This window comes from Bradyrhizobium monzae, assembly GCF_021458635.1.
Lineage (GTDB): Bacteria > Pseudomonadota > Alphaproteobacteria > Rhizobiales > Xanthobacteraceae > Bradyrhizobium.
Genome location: NZ_JAIRDQ010000008.1, coordinates 179,418 through 198,511, shown reverse-complemented (window position 1 = coordinate 198,511; position 19,094 = coordinate 179,418). Strand labels below are relative to the sequence as shown.

Below are 19,094 nucleotides of genomic sequence, written 5' to 3'. Positions count from 1 at the left end.
GTCATTCAGCAGCCGCGGTACACGGTCTTGATCTGCGTATAGAATTCGAGACCGGCGCGGCCGGACTCGCGGAACGTCGATGTACTCGAGCGCTTCACGCCGCCGAACGGCGCATTGATCAGATTACCTGTCGTGGTGCGGTTGATCTTGACGGTCCCCGACTGAATGTCATTGGCGAAATCGTGCATGACGCGCGGGTTGCGCGTCGCAATTGCGGCCGACAAACCGTATTCCGTGTCGTTCGCCTTCGCGATGGCGTCTGCGTAGGACTCGACCTCGATGATCGCGAGGACGGGGCCGAAAATTTCCTCACGCGCGACCGCCATCTGCTGCGTCACATCGGTGAAGACAGCCGGTGCGACGTAGTAGCCGCCGTCGTAGCCGGCACCCGTGAGCCGTTCGCCGCCGTAGAGGTGGGTCGCCTCCTGCTTTCCGATCGCGACATAGCGCAACACTGTCTCGAGCTGCCTGGCGGTCGCCAGTGGTCCCATGTCCATCCCGGCCGTCAGGCCGCTGCCGATCTTCAGGGCCTTTATCCTTTCCACCAGCTTCTCGGTGAACTCGGCCCGTACCTGCCTCATGACGAGGACGCGGCTTGTGCCCGTGCAGGCTTGGCCGGCAAGCGACAGGCCACCCTTGATGGTCAGGTCGACCGCCTTGTCGAGATCGGCGTCGTCCATGACGATCAGGGGATTCTTGCCGCCCAATTCCATTTGGGTCCGCGTGGTGAATCCGACCGAGCGGCAGATGTGTTCGCCGGCCGCGGTCGACCCGGTGAAGGAGATGGCGCGCACCGCCGGCGCCTGGGTGATGGCCGCACCGACTTCACCGGCCGCACCTGTGATAAAATTGAGGACACCTTTCGGCAGGCCCCCCGCAACAAGCGCCTCGACGAGCCGGTAGCCGCTCAGCGGCGCATCGGACGATGGCTTGAAGACGACGGTGTTTCCGGTCATCAGCGCGGGCGCGATCTTGCGCGCCGGTATGGAGATGGGGAAATTCCAGGGCGTGATGACGGTAACGACGCCGAGCGGCTCCCGCAAGGTATAGACCGTCATATCGGGATCGTCGTTCGGGAACACCTCGCCGGTCAGGGACTGACCTTCGACCGCATAAAACCGCAGCGTCTGCGCCGAGCGCAGGATCTCGTCCTTGGCGAGATTGAGCGCCTTGCCCATTTCCCGCGTCATCTCGCGTGCATTTCGGTCCGCGTTTGCCTCGAGATGATCGGCCGCGCGGTTCAGAATGGCGGCACGCGCCGAGACCGAGGTCTTTTTCCAGCGCTCGAACGCCGCGGAGGCCGCGGCTACGGCAAGACCTGCCTCAGCCGCGGTCGAAGCCTGGAAACGGCCGACGATGTCGGATGTGTCGGCCGGGTTGATGTTGTCGAACGGCTTGGACACGCCGTGAAGCCACTCGCCATTGACGAGGGTCGGGAATTCCCTGACCTCCGCGCCCTCTCCGGGAGTGGGCGCACTCTTTGCCGCAACCTCGCTCATGACTTGCCGAACCTCCTTCAATGCCAGATCAGGAGCGCGCAGATCGTTGAGGTCACCAGTCCCACCAGCACCGGAACCATGACGGTCTGAACGATCTGGAACACTGGCACGCGCGCGAACCCGGCGACCGCGATCAGAGACGACCACGCAACCAACGTTCCGCCTCCGGTCCAAACCGCGCCCATCTGACCGATCGCAGCCAGCGTGGCAGGATCAAGCCCGACCGTGGGTGCAAGCGCGCCCGACAGCGAGCCCGTGAGCGGCAGGCCCGCGAAACCCGAGCCGTCGATGCCCGTGATCATGCCCGCGATCAGCACGCCGAAGGCGACGAAGGCCTGGTTACCGGGAATCCAGTGCTGCCCGGCCTGGACCAGTTCGAACAGCAGATTGGGCGCCTGCGATGCGGGAACGCCCAGGATAGGCGCAGAAAGAGACGGCTCGGCACCGAGAAAGAAGAAACCGGCAATCGGCAGCACCGACCCCATCGCCTTGAACGCGAAGACGAAGCCCTCGGTGACATGGTCGGCGCTGGCGTCGAGGAATTTCCGGAACTCGTCGGCGGCGAGTGACGCCAGGATCATCAGCACGGCCGCAACACCGCCGACCAGAGCCGCGGCATCGCCGCCTTTGAGGTCGTGGCCAATGCCAAGCTTCGCCAGCACCATCACGACGATGACGCCAAGAAAGGCAATCGGCGTCGCTATGGCAAAGAACCTCGACCATCTCTCCCGGCGACCCGGCACCGTTGCGAGCGCCTTGTCGATCTGAGCCTGGGATGCGAGTGGCTTCTGGTCGGCTGCGGTCCCGCGTGCAATCTCGACCTTGTCAAAAGTGCCCTCGCCCGCGATGCGCGCCAGCTCTCCGTTGGTCGACTGCGCCTGCCAGCGCTCGAGCAGCTTGTCGTCGGGCTTGGTGATGAGCTTGCGGATTGCGAAATAGCCCAACACCAGCGCAATGACGCCGGTGATCAGCGACAGCACCAACGCCCGATCGGCGACCGTCGCGGCACTGACTGCAGCGCCGGCCGCCTTGGCACTGATCCCTGGCGCAACGCCGATCACGTAGTCGGATGACAGCGCCATGCCCTGTCCGGCGATAGCAATCGCCAGCGCGCCGCCCAGCGGCGGCAGTCCGGCCGCGATCGCCGCGGGCAGCAACACAGCGGAGACCAGCGGTACAGCCGGCGTCGGCCAGAAGAACAAGGAGATGACGTAGGTGATGCCGGCCAGGACGAAATAGGCCGTGTGCCCATCCTTCATCACCGCGCGAAACGGCTCGACCATTCGAATGTCGGAGCGCAGCACCTTGAGCGCGTTCAACAGCGCCGTCATCAGCGCGATCACGAGGAAGATGTTGAAGAGCTCCTTGGCGGCAGTGAAGCTCGCATTGAAGACGCTGCCGAGCGAGGCAATCGGACTGTGCGTCCAGGCCAGCGTGACAAGGAAGGTCGCAATCACCGATGGGACGACCACATTGGCCCGCCAGATCATCGTAACGACGATGATGGCGACGCCGAACAGGTACACCCAGTGCGCGGCAACGATCGGAACGTGCGACTGCATCGACATAAACCAGCCTCCCCACTCGCGCGCATTTTTGTATACTGTATTCTATTAATGCAAGAATTAAATTTCATCACTGTGCATAGCCGATTGGCGTCGACTGATGAATCTCTACAGATCATGTTGAATTTGCTGCACTAAAATTCGAAGGCCTAGAGATGCTGGAAGCCCTTCACGCCCGACCGATCGTTGACGGCGACCAATAATCGTATACTGTATACGAAAATCTATACCGCGATCAGCCTCCGGGCCCTGGCGGAAGAAAGCCCATTCCTACGGCGACAGAGGAGCGCGACGATGCAAAAGCTGATGAACCATGTGGAATTTCGCACGGCTCTCGAGAACGCAATCAAGGGCAAGAGCGCCAACAAGGCGCCGTTCAGCATCGCCTGGGCGAGCGGCAAGCTGAGCCGGGCCCATCTCGCGTCGTGGGCGGAGAACCACTACCACTATGTCGGCCCGTTCGCGGACTATCTCGGCTACATCTACGCGCGGATGCCGGAGCAGTATCAGGAAGCCAAGGACTTCCTGCTTGCCAACATGTACGAGGAGGAGATCGGTGGCGACCGCCACACCGACCTGCTGATCCGGTTCGCCGAGGCCTGCGGCACGACCGCGGAACGCGTCAAGAATCCCGACAACATGACCGCGACGACGCGTGGACTGCAAAGCTGGTGTTATGCGGTCGCGATGCGCGAAGACCCGATCGTGGCCGTGGCGGGTCTCGTGGTCGGCCTGGAATCGCAGGTGCCGTCGATCTACCGCAAGCAGACGCCGACCTTGCGGGAGAAGTACAAGTTCACCGACGAGGAAGTCGAGTTCTTCGATCTTCACATCGTGTCCGACGAAATTCACGGCGAGCGCGGCTACCAGATCGTGCTTGAGCATGCCAACACGGTCGAGCTTCAACAGCGCTGCCTGAAGATCTGCGAGATCGGCGCGCAGATGCGGCTGCTCTACACCACCGCCCTCTACCACGACTACGTCGCCAAGGACCTTTCGCTGACCGAGCTGGACCTCACCGAGAACAATATCCCCGCCGACGAGCGCGCGTTGCTGCAAGCCTGAGACACCCGGCATGCCCAACGTCGTCTTTCACAGGAACGGCCAGACCTTTCACGGCGAGATCAAGGAAAATACCAATCTCGTCGTGAGGGCGGGCATCCGGCAGTTTCCCCACCCGAACTTCCTCTACGGCTGCGGCATGGGCAAATGCGGGAAATGCGCGGCTCTGATCATCAAGGGAGCCGAGCACCTGCCCGAGCCGAACTGGAAGGAAAAGAAGCGGCTCGGTGCGAGAATCGAGGCCGGCTATCGGCTGGCCTGCCAGCTCTGGCTCACCCACGATGTGGAGTTGTCGCAGGAGGCGACGCCGCTCGCCGACGTGGTCGCAGCCGGCAAGGTCGGCTGAATTCTGGAGTGCCAAGGCCCGCGCCGGCCTTGCGGCAAGTCTCGGCAAGCACGGGAGACGTGAGCGATGTATGTGATCCTGACCAGCAAGGACGGATTGTTCCGGACCGAGATCATCGACGGGCTGCGGCCCCTCGCCTCTTACGACTATCTGTTCTACGGCACGAAGAAGGCAACTTTCGTGATCGCGGAGTTGCTCAAGGATACCAAGATCAAGGTGATCGACGAAGCCTGGTCACCGCCGATCGTGAATCAGGTGCCGTCCAAATTTCTCGAGAAATTTGCAACGCCCGAGCTGGCCTATCGCGAGCTCGAGCACCTCATCTCGTTCGGCCACATGGACACAAAGCTGCGCAAGTCGTGATGTCCGAGATCACAGATCCGCCCGCCGCGAAGAGCGGCATGATCGAGGTCACATTCGTGACCAATAACGGGAAGTCCGTCACGGCCCCCGTCGACAGCAACCTGTTGCGGATCTCCTTGCGTGAACAGGGCGGCATCCCCTTCAAGTGCGGTGGAGGGATTTGCGGGACGTGCAAATGCCTCATCGAGAAGGGGCTGGAGAACACCGACGCAATCAAGCCGAAGGAGCGCAAGCACCTCACCGAGGAGCAATTCGACGCCGGCTACCGGATGGCGTGCCAGACGTTTCTCACCGGCGATGTCAGCGTGTCCTGGACGCCAAGACCGGCAGCTGCGGGGGCTCGCCCGGTCTCGAGCGGCCCTGCATCCGATTCGGTTGATTGATCGGTTGAGCGCCCCCGCGACTACGGCTTGCCGCTGCGCGGTGGGCAGTCTAAGTACGTTTGTGCCGTCCCCGCCGGTCATTCCGCTCGGTCGGTGGCGGATCGAATCTCTCCGCGCGGTTCGGAAAAATCAAACCGGGGCGGTTGAGAAGGTCATCTCATGGCTGGCAGGCTGGGAAACTCGAAACGACGTCTGGGCGACGACTACCTCTCCCTCCACGACAGGGTCATTGAGGAGCTGCGCCAGGCCATCTTGAGCCGACGCCTCAAGCCCGGCGAGCGACTGGTCGAAGGACGCCTCGCAGAGGAGCTCGGCGTCTCCCGCAATCCGGTGCGAGAAGCGATCCGCGTGCTCACGACCGAGGGTCTGGTCGAAGTGACGGCACGGCGCGGTGCATCGGTCCTTGCCATGACCGACGAGGAGGCGCGCGAGACAATCGAGGTTCGTGCGCTCTTGGAGGGACAGAACGCTCGGCTGGCCGCGCGCCGTCGCGATCAGGATATTCTGGCGCGGATTGCAGCCGTGCTGAACAAGGGCACGGATGCAGTCGCAGCCAGGCGCTTCGAGCTTCTGTCCGGCCTTAATCAGCAATTTCACCAGGAGCTGGCCGCCGCGGGCCGCAACCGCGTCCTGTCTGATCTGCTCAAGCGGCTGCGCGAGCGAACCGCGATGCTGTTCGCGCCGACCGATCCGGAGCGCCAGGCCCGCACCTGGGATGAGCATGCTGGCATTCTCCGCGCTATCATCGCAGGCGACGAGCGTTCGGCCGCGACGCTTGCCGCCGAGCATGTCATGCGCGCCGGCGCCGATTTTCTGTCGACCCTGCACATTCCCGAGGAAGGCGCCTCGCTGGACGCAATGCCCGTGCGCCCGAGTACGGCGGCCGGAAAACCGAGGCCCCGCCGCGTCGCCGGTGGACGCGCCAAGAAGTAGCAAGCCAAAAAGACCTAGCGCCGCCCCTTGCGCATCGTCGTAAGCACGATGTCGGCAGCGAGCACGCTCGGTGACTTGTTGCCGGTGGACATGACGGTGTCGAGCTGCGCGAAGGCCTCGACCTGTTGCTGGCGCATCGGCGTCTCCGCGAGCACCTCCGACAGTGCGGCCGCAAGCTTCTCGGGCGTGCAGTCCTCCTGCAGAAACTCGGGGATCACGTCCTTGCCGATCACGAGATTGGCGAGGATCACGGAGGACACCTGGATTGCGCGGCGCAGGATGAAGGCCTCCATCGCGCCGACGCGATAGGCCGTCACCATCGGAATGCCTGACAGCGCCAGTTCCAGCGTCACCGTGCCGGATTTCGCCAGTGCTGCGCGCGCGATCCGGAATGCGGCACGCCTCTCGGTTTCGCCGACCACGATCTGCGGCTTGACCGGCCAGCTCGCCACGCCCGCGCGAACCGTGGCTTCGAGATGCGGCATCGTCGGCAGCATCAATTCGAACGCGCGGCCCTCGGCCTGCAATCGCCCGAGCGCGGCGCCGAACAGGCCGAGATGATGCCGGATCTCGCTGCGGCGGCTGCCCGGCAGCACCAGCAGCACCGGCGGTTCGCCGTCGCGGCGTTTTTGCTCGTCGGGGTTCGGGCGCAGCGACGGCAATTGCTCGATCAGGGGATGACCGACATAGCTGCAGGGCGGCCCTTTCAGCTTGCGGTACTCCTCCGGCTCGAACGGCAGCAAGCCCAGCACGTGATCGACATAGCCGAGCATCGCGCGCGCGCGGCCCGGCCGCCAGGCCCAGACCGAGGGCGAGACGTAGTCGACGACGGGGATCGCCGGATTCCTGGCGCGCACGCGGCGCGCAACGCGATGGGTGAAATCGGGGCTGTCGATGATGACCAGCGCGTCGGGCGCGGACTCGGTCACGGCGTCCGCGGTCTCGCGGATCAGCCGCAGGATCTTCGGCAGTTGCTGCACCACCGCGGCAAAGCCGACGATCGACAGCTCCTCGATCGGAAACAGCGTCTCGAGCCCCTCGCGCGCCATGGTGCGGCCGCCGACGCCCTCGAACTGCACGCCGTCACCGAGGCGCTGGCGCAGCACCTTCATCAGCGCCGAGCCGAGCCGGTCGCCGGATTCCTCCGTCGCGATCAGAAATATCTTCCGTTTGGGATCGCGGATCTGCATCACGCGGGCAGACCGACGATGAAGAGATATTTGGCGTCGGCGAGCCCGATCATCGCCTGCGGCTCGGCGGCGATGGTGTTGCCGGCGATGACGGCGACACCCGCAAGGCCGGCCTTGGCGACGCCCTCGATCGTCCGCGCGCCGATGGTCGGCAAGTCGAAGCGCAAATCCTGGCCGCTCTTCGGCGCCTTCACCAGCACGCCACGTCCCGTGGCGGCACGGATACGGCCCTCCTCACGCAGCCGCGCCACACGCGCCAGCAGCGCATCAGTGCCCTCGATGTCCTCGACCGCCACCACATGGCCGTCGATCACCACCGCGGCCTGACCGATGTCGAACGGCCCGAGCGCGGTGAGCACCGCGCGTCCCCGTTCGATATCGCCCTTGGCATGATCGGCCGGCCAGGCACGGGTGATGCAGCCCTCCGGCATGAGCAGGTCGGGCGCGACATCCTTGATGCCGACCATGCGAAAGCCGCCGTGCTCGAGAATGTGCCCGACACCCGATAACAGATGATCGTCGCCGCCGCGGAAGGCGCGGATGACGTTGCCGAGCAGCCGCAACGTCGTGAAGTCGAACCGGATCTCCGTGAGCGAAGGCCGCACCAAGGTGCCGATGAAGACCAGGTCGCGGCAGCCTTCCTCGCGGAACAGCCGCATGGCGCGGCCGAGCTGACCGACCGAAATCCAGCGGTGGCGGAATTTCTCCACCTGCACCGGATCGCAGGCGCCTCGCAGCGGAAACAGCACCGGCGTGATGCCACGGGCAGCGAGCGAGCGAGCAACCGCGAACGGCATCGCGCCACCGCCCGCGACCACGCCGACCGGTGATGAAATCTCGGAAGCCGCCGATGTCATGTCCGCGGCCATCCCGGCGTCACTTCTCGATGGTGGGAAGACAGAGCGGACGCTTGCCCTTGCCAATGAAGCCGAGAATTTCGGCGATCGCAGGATCTTCGCTCTCAAGGGGCCGCACCGCCTCCAGCCGCTCGGCGAAGGTGCCGGGGCCATGGAAGAGTTTTTGGTAGAACGTGCGCACAGCGGCGAGCCGCTGCCTGGTGAACTTGCGCCGCTTCATGCCGATGAGATTGAGGCTCTCCAGCACCGCATATTGGCCGTTGGCGAGCCCGTATGGAATGATGTCGTCGCGCACGCCCGAGAGGCCGCCGACCATCACATAGGGGCCGATGCGCGTGAACTGATGCACCGCGGACAGCCCGCCGATATAGACGGCATCGCCGATCTCGCAATGGCCGCCGAGCGTCGCCGAAGTCGCGAAGATCGCGTTGTTGCCGACCATGCAGTCATGGCCGACATGGCTGTTGTTCATGAAGTAGCCGTCGTTGCCGACGCGTGTCTTGCCGCCGCCCTTGACGGTGCCGACATTCATCGTCGCGCCTTCGCGGATGGTGTTGCCGGAACCGATGTCGAGCGTGGTCGGCTCGCCCTTGTAGCTGAGGTCCTGCGGCGCGCCGCCGAGCACCGCGAACGGAGAGATCACGCAATTGTCTCCGACCGAGGTATGGCCGATGACGGTGACTTGTCCGATCAGCTTGCAATGGGCCCCGATCCGGGCGTTGCGACCAATGATGCAAAAGGGCCCGATCTCGGTGCCCTCGCCGATCACGGCGCCGTCTTCCACCCGTGCGGTGGGGTCGATCTTACTCATCAAGAAGGTCTGACTATGTGTTGAATTTGCTCGGCTTTCCGGTGGTTAGCGCGACTGCGCCCGATCTGTCCAGTGACGTATGATCTCGGCGTGTTTCAGAGGCCGCTGAGGAAGCCACGCTGCTGCATCAACGACCTCATCCAACACTTGAACGGGCGCCGCGCTTCAATCAATCAGTCAGCATGGCTCCGACGTCGGCTTCGGCGACGATCGTGCCGTTGACCTTGGCGTCCCCGTGAAACCACCACATGCTCTTGCGGCGACCAACCGAGCGCATGTGATACTCGATGGTGTCGCCGGGCAGCACGGGCTTGCGGAACTTGCACTTGTCGATGGTGAGGAAATAGACCGCGCGCGGCTTCTCGGTGCCCTCGACCGACTTGATGCCGATCACGCCGGCGGTCTGCGCCATCGCCTCGATCATCATCACGCCCGGATAGACCGGACGTTCGGGGAAATGGCCCTGGAAAGCCGGCTCGTTGAAGGTGACGTTCTTGATGCCGATCCCGCTGTAATCGGCCCGGATGTTGATCACGCGGTCGATCAGAAGCATCGGAAAGCGGTGCGGCAGCGTCTGGAGGATCGCATTGATATCCACCAGCTCGAATTTAACAGGTGATTCCGCCGTCATTCCCGTCCCTCGCCCTTCGGATCGGCCTTGCTGTCGCGTACCAGGCGCTCCACCGCGATAATTTCCTTGAACCATTGTTTGGTCGGCTTGGCAAAAAATCCGCCCCAGCGACCGTTCGGCGGGATGTCGTCCTTGACGCCGCTCATCGCGGTGACCTGGGCCCCGTCACCGATCTTGAGGTGATTGTTGATGCCAACTTTTGCTCCCAGCGCCACGTTGTCGCCGATCGTCAGGCTGCCAGCGAGCCCGATCTGGGCCGCCAGCAGGCAGTTCCGCCCGATCGTCACATTGTGGCCGATCTGGACCTGATTGTCGATTTTGGTGCCCTCTCCGATCACGGTGTCCCGCAAGGAGCCGCGATCGATGGTGGTTCCGGCGCCGACTTCCACATTGTTCTGGATCAGCACACGGCCGGTCTGGGGCACTTTCAGATGGCCCTCGGGGCCGAAGAAGATGAAGCCGTAGCCGTCCTGGCCGATCGAGCAGCCGGGGTGGATCAGCACGTTGTTGCCGATCAGTGCGCATTGGATAGCGGTGCGGGCGCCGACATTGCAGTCCCGCCCGATCTTGACGCCCGGACCAAGGACCACGCCGGCGCCGATCACGGTGCCGCTGCCGATCTCGACATCCGGACCGATGACGGTCAGCGGCTCGACGATGACGTCATCCTCCAGCCGCGCCGACGGGTCGATGATGGCCGATGGCGCAATGCCGTCATTGCCAAACCAGGACTGTGGGCGGAGCGCATCGCCATGCCATTCCCGGGCGATCCCGACAAAGGCGCGGAACGGCTGCGCCACCCGCAGCACGGCCACATGCGCGGGCACCTGGGCCTCGAAGCGCGGGCTCACCAGACAGGCGCCAGCCTTGGTCGCCTTGAGCTCATCGGCGTATTTGAGGTTGTCGAAGAACGCCAGATGCATCGGGCCGGCTTCGTCCAGCGAAGCAAGACCCGTGATGACATGATCGCCCCTGACAGGGTCGATCAGTTGCGCCTTGGTCAGCGCTGCGATGTCGGCCAGCGTTGAGGCCGGCGGTTTTTTGAAGAAGGTCGGCTGCGCCATTCCACCCCGTCGCGGTCCGGCTTCGGCATGAAGCGAACAGGCCGCATCATGCCTTATCTCATGGATTGAGCACGATCTTTTTGGAGACCGGCCCCGGGGAACTCCCAAGGGAATTCCCAGGCGGCCGGATCATGCCCTGCTGATCGAATTAGAACGAGGTGCCGCCGCCGAACCGGAATTCCTGCACGCGGTCATTCTTGCCCTTGGTGAGCGGCACTGCGTAGTCGAAGCGCAGCGGGCCGAACGGCGAGGCCCAGATCAGGCCGACACCGACCGACGAGCGGACCACATTGCCATTGTCATACACCAGGCCGGTACAAGTTCCAGGCGTAGCCGGGTTGTTGGTCGATGGCGTGCAGCTCGAGTTCCTGGTCGTGGTCATTTCGTTGGTCACCGACCACGTCGTCGGGCCCTGATAGTCGAAGAGACCGCCGGCGTCGGCGTAGACAGCGCCCTTCAGACCCACTTCCTTCGGAAGGAACCAGAACGGCATCTGCAATTCCAGCGAAGCGCCCCAATATTTGGTGCCGCCAAGCGCGTCCTGCGTACCATAGGGATTCAAATCGCGCGGGCCGATGCCGTTCGGCGCGAAGCCGCGGACGAGGTTCGGGCCCATCTGGAAATGATCCAGCATGCGCAGATCGGTGCTGCCGACCTTGTTCAGGATACCGCCCTGGAGATGGACGAGACCGACAAGGTCCGACACCAGCGACTGGTAGTACTTCGCATCGGCCACGGTCTTCAGGTAGGAGACGTCGCCGCCGACGCCGGCGAAGTCCTGCCTGAAGTCGATGAGCAGGCCGTCGGTCGGGTTCTTGTTGTTGTCCAGCGTGTTGTAGGTCAGCGTGTAGCCGAGCGCCGAGGTCAGCGTCTTGCCGTTCGCAAGCTCCTTGCGGACCGGCAGCGAGGCTTCGCCGTCGCTGTAGCAGCCGAGGCCGTTGGTCGACGCAGCCAGGGGAATACCGGTTGCATTGGAGAAGGCCGGGCTCGGGTTGAAGGCTGGATTCGGCGTCACGCCATCCGCGAGGAACTGGTTATTGTTACAGTTCGCCAGGTAGGACGGCAGCGTGATTTCCTGCTGGTAGATCGAGTAGCGCAGCTGCAGCGACAGATCTTCACGCAGGGAGAAGCCCAGGCGCGGGCTGAAGCCCAGCGTCTTGGTACCGTAGGAGATGTAGTTGTTGGCCAGCTGGGTGCGCTGATAGAGGTCGAGGCCCAGCGCGACGCGGTAGTCGAGCAGGTACGGCTCGACGAACGACAGCGAATAGCCGCGGGCGTACTGACCGTAAGTGACCGACGCCTTGGCGAACAGACCGCGGCCGAGCAGGTTGCGCTCGGAGACCGAGACTTCGGCCAGCGCACCGTCGGTCGTGGAATAACCACCGGAGACCGAGAAGTCGCCGGTCGATTTTTCTTCGAGATCGACGATCAGGACCACGCGGTCGCTGGAGGAGCCCGGCTCCGTCGTGATCTTCACGCTCTTGAAGTAGTCGAGGTTCTTCAGGCGGCGCTCGGCGCGATCGACCAGCGCACGGTTGTAGGCATCGCCCTCGGAGAGGTCGAACTCGCGACGGATCACGTAGTCACGAGTACGCGTGTTTCCGCGGATATTGATGCGCTCGATATAAGTGCGCGGACCTTCGTCGATGTTGAACACGACGGAAACGGTGTGCGCATCGAAATTGCGATCGCCGCCCGGACGCACCACCGCGAAGGCATAGCCACGGCGCGAGGCCTCGATCTGCATGTCCTCGACCGACTTTTCGACCGATTCGACGTTGTAGAGCGAGCCGACATTGACGCGCGAGAAGCTGCGCAGCGAGCTCGCGTCGAAGTTCGGGATGCTGGTGCGGAAATCGAGGGTGCCGACGCGGTACTGCTGGCCTTCCTCGATCTTGAAGGTGACGTTGAAGCCCTTCTTCTCCGGATCGTATTCCGTGAGCGCGGCCACGACCTGAACGTCGGCGAAGCCGTTCTTCAGGTAGAAGCGGCGAATCAGGTCGCGGTCGGCCTCGACGCGGTCCGGATCGTAGATGTCGCCGCTGCTCAGGAAGCTCAGCAGATTCGATTCATGCGTCTTGATGACGTCCCTGAGGCGGTAGGACGAAAACGCATTGTTGCCGACGAACTCGATCGACTTGACGCCGGTCTTGGCGCCTTCGTTGACCGTGAAGATCAGATCGACGCGGTTGTTCGGCTGCTCGATGATCTCGGGCGTGACGCTGACGTCATAGCGGCCGGAGCGGCGATAGATTTCGGCGATTCGCAGCGTGTCCGACTGCACCATGGCGCGGGAGAACGTGCCACGGGCCTTGGACTGGACTTCGGCGGTGAGCTGCTCGTCCTTGATCTTCTTGTTGCCCTCGAACGCGATACGCCCGATCACCGGGTTTTCCACCACGGAGACGACGATCTGGCCGCCTGCGCCGCGGTTGATCTTCACGTCCTGGAACAGGCCGGTTTCGATCAGCGCCTTGAGGCCGTCATCGATGGCGCCCTGATCGAGGCGACCACCGGGGCCGGGCTTGAAATAGGAGCGGATCGTCTCCACCTCGACGCGGCGATTCCCCTCGACGGAAATCGACTGCACGGTCTGAGCGAGCGCAGACGAAGACACAAAAACAGCCCCAACCGGGGCAAACACCGGCGCGCCGAACATGATCAGGGTTGCGAGCAAGCCCCCCCGGAGTCGCAGTCCAAACTTCATTGCGCAACGCGCCCTTATCAACGTACCAGACCCAACCCCAAAGCCGGTCTGGGAGATTCCCCAAGTCGAAGCCGCTTGTAGCCAATTTCCCCGGTATCGCAAACGGCAGCTGACACCGCAATTTCAATTTCATTCCAAGACGTTGCCCAACAGCAACGCCACAAAAAAGCCCTCATCAGGATCCCGGCAATCGCAGTATGTCGTTGTAGGTTGCGAACACCATCAGCATCAGCACCAGCCCTAGCCCGATTCGGAACCCAATCTCCTGGGTCCGCTCAGAAAGTGGACGTCCGCGGGCCAGTTCCGCCGCGTAAAACATAAGGTGACCACCGTCGAGCAGCGGGATCGGGAACAGATTCAACAGGCCGATCGAGACCGACAATACGGCGCAGAGGTTGATCAAGAACTGCAATCCGGCGCTGGCCGCCTGCCCCGACATCTTGGCGATGCCGATGACGCCGCTGACCTCGCTGGGATTGCCGGTCCCCGTAAACAGCGAGCCCAGGAACTTGAAGGTGCTGGTGACGATGAACCAGACCTGCTCGACCCCGATCTTGAGCGCCTCGCCGACACCGACCGGCGACGTCGAGGCCTCACCAGCCTGCGACTTGTGCTCGACGCCGAGCACGCCGACCTTGTGGCTGTTGCCGAACGGATCCTTGCGCTCGAGCAGCGCCGGCGTCGCGGTCAGCGACACGATCGCGCCATCCCGCTTCACCTGGAAAGCCAACGCTGAACCGGCGCTGGTCGCGACGATCCGCTGCATGTCGGCAAAGCTCTCGATCGGCTTGCCGTCGATCTGCACGACGACGTCGCCGATCTTGAAGCCGGCGGTGGCCGCAGCGCCGTCGGCGACGACGCCATCCACACGCGCGATCGTGCTCGGCTTGCCGTAATACAGGGCCATGCCTGCGAAAATCAGGGCGCCGAGGATGAAATTGGCAATCGGCCCGGCCGCGACGATGGCGGCGCGCGGGCCGACCTTCTTGTGGTGGAAGCTGCCGGCGCGCTCCTCGGCCGTCATGGCCGCGAGCGCTTCAGCCGACGGGGTCGAAGCCTCGCTCTCGTCGCCGAAGAACTTGACGTAGCCGCCGAGCGGGATTGCCGAGATCTTCCAGCGGGTGCCGTGGCGGTCGTTGAAACCAACCAGCTCAGGTCCGAAACCGAGCGAAAAGGTCAGGACACGGACGCCGGCCCAGCGCGCGACCAGGAAATGGCCGAGCTCGTGGAAGAACACGACGATGGTCAGGACGAACAGGAAAGGAACCGCGTAACCGAGGAGCCCATGGCTCAACGTATTGAAACTATGGACGAAAAAGTCGATCATCGAATTCCCTCACCCAGCGCCGCTAGGCCCTGGCCCCGAACCACCTAGGATGCCTTTAAGGCAATTTGAGGCAATAGGGCGGCAGCTTTATTTCGCGAAACATGGTCAACGGATATTGCATCATCCGCTGATGTCATGGGGCCTTGGTTCCCGCCCCGGATCCAGTCCTCCAGCGTCGCCTCGACCAGCCGGGCAATGGCGCCGAACCGGATCCTGCCGGCGATGAAAGCCGCGACCGCGACCTCATTAGCGGCGTTGTAGACGGTGGTTGCCCCCTTGCCGTGCCGCAGCGAATCGAAGGCCAGGCGAAGACCGGGGAAGCGCTCGAAATCCGGAGCCTCGAAGGTCAACTGGCCGATCTTGGCCAGATCGAGCTTGGCGGCCGGACCCTTGATACGGTCGGGCCAGCCGAGGCAATGGGCGATCGGCGTGCGCATGTCCGGCGAGCCGAGCTGAGCCATCACCGAGCGGTCCGAGAACTCGACCATGCCGTGAATGATCGACTGCGGATGCACCAGGACGTCGATCTCGTCAGGCTTCAGCGCAAACAGATAGGACGCCTCGATGACCTCGAGCCCCTTGTTCATCATCGAGGCGGAATCGATCGTGATCTTCTGGCCCATGCTCCAGTTCGGATGCTTCAGGGCCTGTTCGAGGGTCGCCTGCTCGATGTCGGCCGGCTTCCAGGTGCGGAACGGGCCGCCCGAGGCGGTGATGATGACGCGAACGAGCTCGTCGCGATTGCCCGATGCCAACGCCTGGAACAGCGCGTTGTGCTCGGAATCGGCCGGCAAGATACAGGCACCCGCTTTCGCCGCGCGCTGCATGAAGAAATCGCCGGCGCAAACCAGGCATTCCTTGTTGGCGAGCGCGACATGCGCCCCGCGATCGACCGCAGCCAGGGCCGGCTTCAGCCCGGCCGCGCCGCTCACCGCCGCCATCACCCAATCGGCCGGACGCGCGCCCGCTTCGATCACCGCGCTTTCGCCGGCGCCACATTCAGTGCTCGTGCCCGCAAGTGCGGACTTGAGTTCGGCGAACTTGGAGGCGTCTGCGATCGCGACGAAACGCGCGGAAAATTCCTTCGCAAGCTTCGCGAGCGCCTCGACATTGCTGTTCGCCGTCAGGGCCTCGACGCGATAGCGCTCGGGCGAGGCCCGCAGCAGATCCATCGTGCTGTCGCCGATCGAGCCGGTGGCGCCGAGCACCGTGACGCTGCGGATGTCGGCCGCAGCCGGCTTGTTGTTACGCAAAGGGACTGCGCTCATATCCTCACCAAACCATAAGACCGCTTCCGGCGCTATGCACACCATGGCGGAGGAAGCCGATAATCCATGCCGCCAGGATGGCGGCGACAAAGCCGTCCAGGCGGTCCAGAAGTCCGCCATGGCCGGGAATTAAGTGACTGGAATCCTTGACGCCGAAGCGTCTTTTCACCGCGGATTCGAACAGATCGCCCGCCTGCGAGACCACCGAGAGGATGGCGCCGACGAGCAGCAGAGGGACCGCCTTGCCGATGCCGAATGTGGCAAAGCCGGTCGCAACCGCAAGGCTGGCTGCAAAACCGCCGAACGCGCCGGCCCAGGTCTTCTTCGGGCTGACGCGCGGCCACAGCTTCGGTCCACCGATGCCGCGGCCGGCGAAATAGCCTCCGATATCGGTTGCCCACACCACCAGCAGCACGAACATCAGCGCGGCGAAGCCGTTGGCGAGGTCTTTCCGCACCAGGATCGAGGCCAGCAGCGCCGCCGCTGCATAGGCGAATCCGGTCGCGGCCCAGACGAACTTGCCGCGCGCGATCAGCGTCACGATCGCGCCGCCGACACAGCCGGTGATGACGGCAGTCTTCAGCGCGCCGAAGGCGACGCAGGCACCCATCATGGCGATGACGATCGTCCCTGCCCCGGTCAGCGCAGCGGACCCCGCCCCCACCACCATCAGCCATTCCGCGAACAGTCCGATCGACACCAGGGTGACGAGCAGCGCCCACAGCCAGCCGCCGGCGTACGCGACCGCAATGGTAAGCGGCGCCAACACCAGCGCCGCGAGGACTCGCATCAGAAAATTGCTCGGGGCGGGCTTCGCGCCCGCTGCGTCGGCGCCGGGTTCGCTCACGAGGCGGATTTCGCGACCAGGCCGCCGAAACGGCGCTCGCGCCTGGCGAATTCGGCGATCGCGCCTTCGAGCGCCGCCTTGTCGAAGTCGGGCCAGTGGACCGGCACGAATACGAGCTCGCTATAGGCGGCCTGCCACATCAGGAAATTGGACAGACGCTGCTCGCCGCTGGTGCGGATGATCAGATCGGGATCGGGAATGTCGGGCGCATCGAGATGGGCGCCGAGAGCATCGGCGTCGATCGAGGCGGGATCGCGCCTGCCGTCCGCGACTTCGCGGGCGAGCTTTTGCGCCGCTTTCGCGATCTCCTGCCGCGAGCCGTAGTTGAAGGCGACGACGAGCGTGAGGCGCGTGTTGTCGCGCGTCAATTCCTCGGCCTCGTTCAGCAGCGCGCAGATGTCGCCCTCGAGCCCGTCGCGCTCGCCGATGATCCGAACCTTGACGCCGTCGCGATGCAGGCTCGCGAGATCGTTGCGGATGAAGCGCTTGAGCAGACCGAAGAGATCGCCGATCTCGCTCGCCGGGCGCGACCAGTTCTCCGAGGAGAACGAGAAGATGGTGAGATAGCGGATGCCGAGCTCGTGCGAGGCACGCACCACGCGGCGCAACGCCTCGACGCCGCGGCGATGCCCCTCGGCCCGCGGCAGACCGCGCGCGGCCGCCCAACGCCCGTTGCCATCCATGATGATGGCGACATGCGCAGGCGCGTCGGACCGGTCTGGTCCTTCCGTTGCGGGCGCGGCGGCGTTGGACATGGAGGCGGCCTTAAAGCACGATCCGGACCCGAAGGGCCGCGTTAGCGCGGAGTGCGAAGCGGTGTTCCGACAGGATCATGCGCGAACAATACTCCAAAGCGTGATGATAATGCGCATCGCGCCCTAGACGGTGAGGATTTCTTTTTCCTTGGCGGCGAGCAGTTGGTCGATCTCGGTGATGGTGCCGTCGGTCGCCTTCTGCACCTCGTCGGCGTGACGCTTCTGATCGTCCTCCGACATCTCGTGATTCTTCTCGAGCTTCTTCAGAACATCGAGACCGTCGCGGCGGACGTGACGCGTCGCCACCTTGGCGGCTTCGGCGTACTTATGCGCGACCTTGACCAGCTCCTTGCGGCGCTCCTCGTTCAGCTCGGGAATGCGCAGGCGCAGCACCTGGCCTTCGGTCGCAGGCGACAGACCCAGATTGGAATCGACGATCGCCTTCTCGACCGGCTTCACCATCGTCTTGTCCCAGACCTGCACCGAGATCAAGCGCGGCTCGGGTACGCTGACGGTGGCGAGCTGATTGAGCGGCATGTGACTGCCATAAGCCTCGACCTGCACCGGATCGAGCATCGAGGCCGACGCGCGGCCGGTACGCAGGCCGCCGAGCTCGTGCTTGAGCGACTGGACCGCACCCTGCATGCGGCGCTTCACTTCGTTGATGTCGAAATTACCCGTGGCCATCACGTTTCTCCTTCAATATCCCGGCGACCTCACCGCGCCCTTCCCTCGGGGGCGCCAAATGAGCGGTCAGCCGGCGACGATTGTCCCGTGGCCGGCGCCGCGTAGAATCGCGCCGATCGAACCGGGCTCCGCGATCGAAAATACGATGATAGGCAGCGATGTCTCGCGGGCAAGTGCGAAGGCGGTCGCATCCATCACCTTGTAGCCGCCCTCGATGGCCTGCGAATGCGTCAGCCGGTCGAATCGCGTGGCGGACGGGTCCTTCTTCGGATCGGCCGAGTAGACGCCGTCGACATTGGTCGCCTTCAGCACCGCCTGGGCGCCGATCTCCGCGGCGCGCAGCACCGCCGTCGTGTCCGTGGTGAAGAACGGATTGCCGGTTCCGCCGCCAAGCAACAGGATCCGGCCCTCGGCGAGATATTTGTGCGCCGCCGCGCGGGTGAACAGCTCGGACACCTCGGGCATGACGAACGCCGAGAGAGCCCTCGCCGGCGTGCCCTTGCGCTCGATCGTCGCTTCGAGCGCGAGGCAGTTCATCATCGTGGCCAGCATGCCCATGGTGTCGCCGGTCGGGCGCGACACGCCACGGGAGGACACCTCGACGCCGCGAAAGATATTGCCGCCGCCGATCACGACCGCAACCTCGGTGCCAAGCTCACGGGCGGCGATCAGATCGTCCGCAACCCGGTCCATTGTCGCTTGATCGATGCCAAAGCCTTGCTGTCCCGCGAGGTATTCGCCGGACAGCTTGATCACGACGCGACGATAGACCGGATCAGTCATGAGCACTTTCCTCGTC

19 protein-coding genes are annotated in these 19,094 nt (G+C 63.9%); 5 read left to right on the top strand and 14 right to left on the bottom strand.

What is annotated here, in order from left to right:
• Positions 1-5: 5 nt before the first annotated feature.
• Together K3F49_RS27065 and K3F49_RS27060 are read right to left on the bottom strand one after the other, a co-directional pair.
• Complete coding sequence (locus K3F49_RS27065) at positions 6-1,499, bottom strand: aldehyde dehydrogenase family protein (RefSeq protein ID WP_234683960.1); 1,494 nt, start codon at positions 1,497-1,499, stop codon at positions 6-8.
• A gap of 17 nt (positions 1,500-1,516) precedes the next feature.
• Entirely contained in the window at positions 1,517-3,067 is a 1,551-nt protein-coding gene (locus K3F49_RS27060; RefSeq protein ID WP_234683959.1) for a hypothetical protein, read from the bottom strand.
• Positions 3,068-3,358: 291 nt separating this feature from the next.
• Between K3F49_RS27060 and K3F49_RS27055 the strand changes: the two genes are divergently transcribed.
• From K3F49_RS27055 to K3F49_RS27035, 5 genes are all read left to right on the top strand, one after another.
• The gene (locus tag K3F49_RS27055) at positions 3,359-4,129 is read left to right on the top strand and encodes a TenA family transcriptional regulator (protein WP_234683958.1); all 771 of its coding nucleotides are present in this window, start codon (positions 3,359-3,361) and stop codon (positions 4,127-4,129) included.
• A gap of 10 nt (positions 4,130-4,139) precedes the next feature.
• Positions 4,140-4,472 carry a 2Fe-2S iron-sulfur cluster-binding protein gene (locus tag K3F49_RS27050; RefSeq protein WP_234683957.1) on the top strand — a complete coding sequence of 111 codons (333 nt, stop codon included), beginning with the start codon at positions 4,140-4,142 and terminating at the stop codon, positions 4,470-4,472.
• Positions 4,473-4,538: 66 nt separating this feature from the next.
• Positions 4,539-4,835: a ferredoxin gene (locus K3F49_RS27045; RefSeq protein ID WP_234683956.1), complete on the top strand. Its 297-nt coding sequence runs from the start codon at positions 4,539-4,541 to the stop codon at positions 4,833-4,835.
• A 38-nt stretch (positions 4,836-4,873) separates the two neighbouring features.
• Entirely contained in the window at positions 4,874-5,218 is a 345-nt protein-coding gene (locus K3F49_RS27040) for a 2Fe-2S iron-sulfur cluster-binding protein (protein WP_234683955.1), read from the top strand.
• A gap of 159 nt (positions 5,219-5,377) precedes the next feature.
• Positions 5,378-6,151, top strand: a complete 774-nt coding sequence (locus K3F49_RS27035; RefSeq protein ID WP_234683954.1) for a GntR family transcriptional regulator — start codon at positions 5,378-5,380, stop codon at positions 6,149-6,151.
• 14 nt (positions 6,152-6,165) lie between these two features.
• On the opposite strand, the gene lpxB is transcribed toward K3F49_RS27035, so the two are convergent.
• The 12 genes from lpxB to pyrH form a co-directional block, all read right to left on the bottom strand.
• On the bottom strand, positions 6,166-7,344 hold the full coding sequence (gene lpxB / locus K3F49_RS27030) for a lipid-A-disaccharide synthase (RefSeq protein WP_234683953.1): 1,179 nt from the start codon (positions 7,342-7,344) through the stop codon (positions 6,166-6,168).
• Complete coding sequence (locus K3F49_RS27025) at positions 7,341-8,198, bottom strand: LpxI family protein (RefSeq protein ID WP_234683952.1); 858 nt, start codon at positions 8,196-8,198, stop codon at positions 7,341-7,343. Before K3F49_RS27025 ends, lpxB begins: the two co-directional genes overlap by 4 nt.
• A 19-nt stretch (positions 8,199-8,217) precedes the next feature.
• A complete protein-coding gene (gene lpxA / locus K3F49_RS27020; protein ID WP_234683951.1) occupies positions 8,218-9,009 on the bottom strand; it encodes an acyl-ACP--UDP-N-acetylglucosamine O-acyltransferase in 792 nt (263 codons plus the stop codon).
• A 169-nt stretch (positions 9,010-9,178) separates the two neighbouring features.
• Positions 9,179-9,640, bottom strand: a complete 462-nt coding sequence (gene fabZ / locus K3F49_RS27015; protein ID WP_234683950.1) for a 3-hydroxyacyl-ACP dehydratase FabZ — start codon at positions 9,638-9,640, stop codon at positions 9,179-9,181.
• On the bottom strand, positions 9,637-10,704 hold the full coding sequence (gene lpxD, locus K3F49_RS27010) for a UDP-3-O-(3-hydroxymyristoyl)glucosamine N-acyltransferase (RefSeq protein ID WP_234683949.1): 1,068 nt from the start codon (positions 10,702-10,704) through the stop codon (positions 9,637-9,639). The genes fabZ and lpxD overlap by 4 nt, the downstream gene beginning before the upstream one ends.
• Before the next feature lie 148 nt (positions 10,705-10,852).
• Entirely contained in the window at positions 10,853-13,411 is a 2,559-nt protein-coding gene (gene bamA / locus K3F49_RS27005; RefSeq protein ID WP_234683948.1) for an outer membrane protein assembly factor BamA, read from the bottom strand.
• A gap of 175 nt (positions 13,412-13,586) precedes the next feature.
• On the bottom strand, positions 13,587-14,738 hold the full coding sequence (gene rseP, locus K3F49_RS27000) for an RIP metalloprotease RseP (RefSeq protein ID WP_234683947.1): 1,152 nt from the start codon (positions 14,736-14,738) through the stop codon (positions 13,587-13,589).
• 44 nt (positions 14,739-14,782) lie between these two features.
• A complete protein-coding gene (gene dxr / locus K3F49_RS26995; protein WP_234683946.1) occupies positions 14,783-16,006 on the bottom strand; it encodes a 1-deoxy-D-xylulose-5-phosphate reductoisomerase in 1,224 nt (407 codons plus the stop codon).
• Positions 16,007-16,010: 4 nt separating this feature from the next.
• Complete coding sequence (locus tag K3F49_RS26990; RefSeq protein WP_234684101.1) at positions 16,011-16,796, bottom strand: phosphatidate cytidylyltransferase; 786 nt, start codon at positions 16,794-16,796, stop codon at positions 16,011-16,013.
• A gap of 53 nt (positions 16,797-16,849) precedes the next feature.
• Entirely contained in the window at positions 16,850-17,608 is a 759-nt protein-coding gene (locus K3F49_RS26985; RefSeq protein ID WP_234683945.1) for an isoprenyl transferase, read from the bottom strand.
• Positions 17,609-17,731: 123 nt separating this feature from the next.
• Positions 17,732-18,295 (bottom strand): ribosome recycling factor, encoded by a 564-nt coding sequence (frr, locus tag K3F49_RS26980; protein WP_234683944.1) that lies wholly within the window; start codon positions 18,293-18,295, stop codon positions 17,732-17,734.
• A gap of 66 nt (positions 18,296-18,361) precedes the next feature.
• Entirely contained in the window at positions 18,362-19,078 is a 717-nt protein-coding gene (gene pyrH / locus K3F49_RS26975) for a UMP kinase (RefSeq protein WP_234683943.1), read from the bottom strand.
• Positions 19,079-19,094 lie beyond the last annotated feature (16 nt).